The organism is Oleiphilus sp. HI0043, assembly GCF_001634935.1.
The window spans coordinates 1-1,006 of sequence record NZ_LWEY01001852.1 but is presented as its reverse complement, the minus strand read 5'-3'; the positions used below and the strand labels follow the sequence as shown (position 1 = coordinate 1,006).

The window sequence follows — 1,006 nt, the reverse complement described above, 5'->3', positions numbered from 1 at the left end:
AAGGCACTTGCTGTAACCAGGGCGTAAATTGTGGGCGCTCTTTCAACAACGTTAAAGCTTCGAGCGCCAAGCCGTGCTGACCAAGGTTAGTCGCAGCAACTGAATAAGCGAAAAGTGCCTGGTCAGATAACAGACTATCTTTTCTGATTTCGCGTAAGACACCTAAAGCGGATTGATTATCTCCCTGCTGAAGGTATAGCTGCCCAAGGCTTAGCAAACACTGTTCTCGTAAGTTAATACGCTCCCCAGCACCAACATCATTCGACTGACTATAGAGTTCATCTATTTGATTAAGCAAACCAGCTGCCAAGCGCTTCAAATCTCGCAAAGCAACACTTCGAACCACTTCATAGTTCGCATTAGACGCTGCCGCTAGTCCACCAACGGCGGCATTATACTGAAGGTACTGTCGCCATAAGTTGCCAGGAGGAATCTGGCTAATCAAGCTTGCAAGCATAAGGGGTTTATTTTCTTGTTTGATACTATGATCCCGTCCGATCAATAGTCCTTTCATATAGAGCATTTCATGGAACAAATGAGGCTTTTCCTTTCGCAAAAGCTGCATCTGTACTTTGTCAAAACTTTCTGAAGAGCGCTTATCATCGGCGGTAAGGTAGAAGACCTTACCTAAGTAGTACCAAGCCTGGTTACGATCGCTCAATGAAATTTGCTTGGTTAGAAGCGTCTCAAATACTAGTTTGGCCTCTTCGACCATTCCGTAAGAGAGCATCAGCCCCCCCTCCACTAATTCGGGATGCTGGCCATGCCCCTGGATTCCGGAACGGAGCTTGGCAACATTTAGCGCGCTCAAAGCTTCAAAGAAATTTCCTTGATGGTACTGGAACAGTACCTGACCGTAATTTAAGTCTTGAGCACGTTGATATACCGGGTACTCATCAACCAGCTTTGCTTCTGAAGACTGAGCAACACCCGTCCACAGACTCACGCAGAGAATACACAAGGTAATCAGTGCTTTCACAAAGCGCTGAGTTTGCTCAGGAAGATA

General features: G+C 46.2%; 1 protein-coding gene. It reads right to left on the bottom strand.

Features of this window, described 5'->3' with window-relative positions:
- The coding region (locus tag A3729_RS28355) for a tol-pal system YbgF family protein (RefSeq protein WP_156498202.1) at positions 1-1,006 on the bottom strand (1,006 nt) is incomplete at both ends.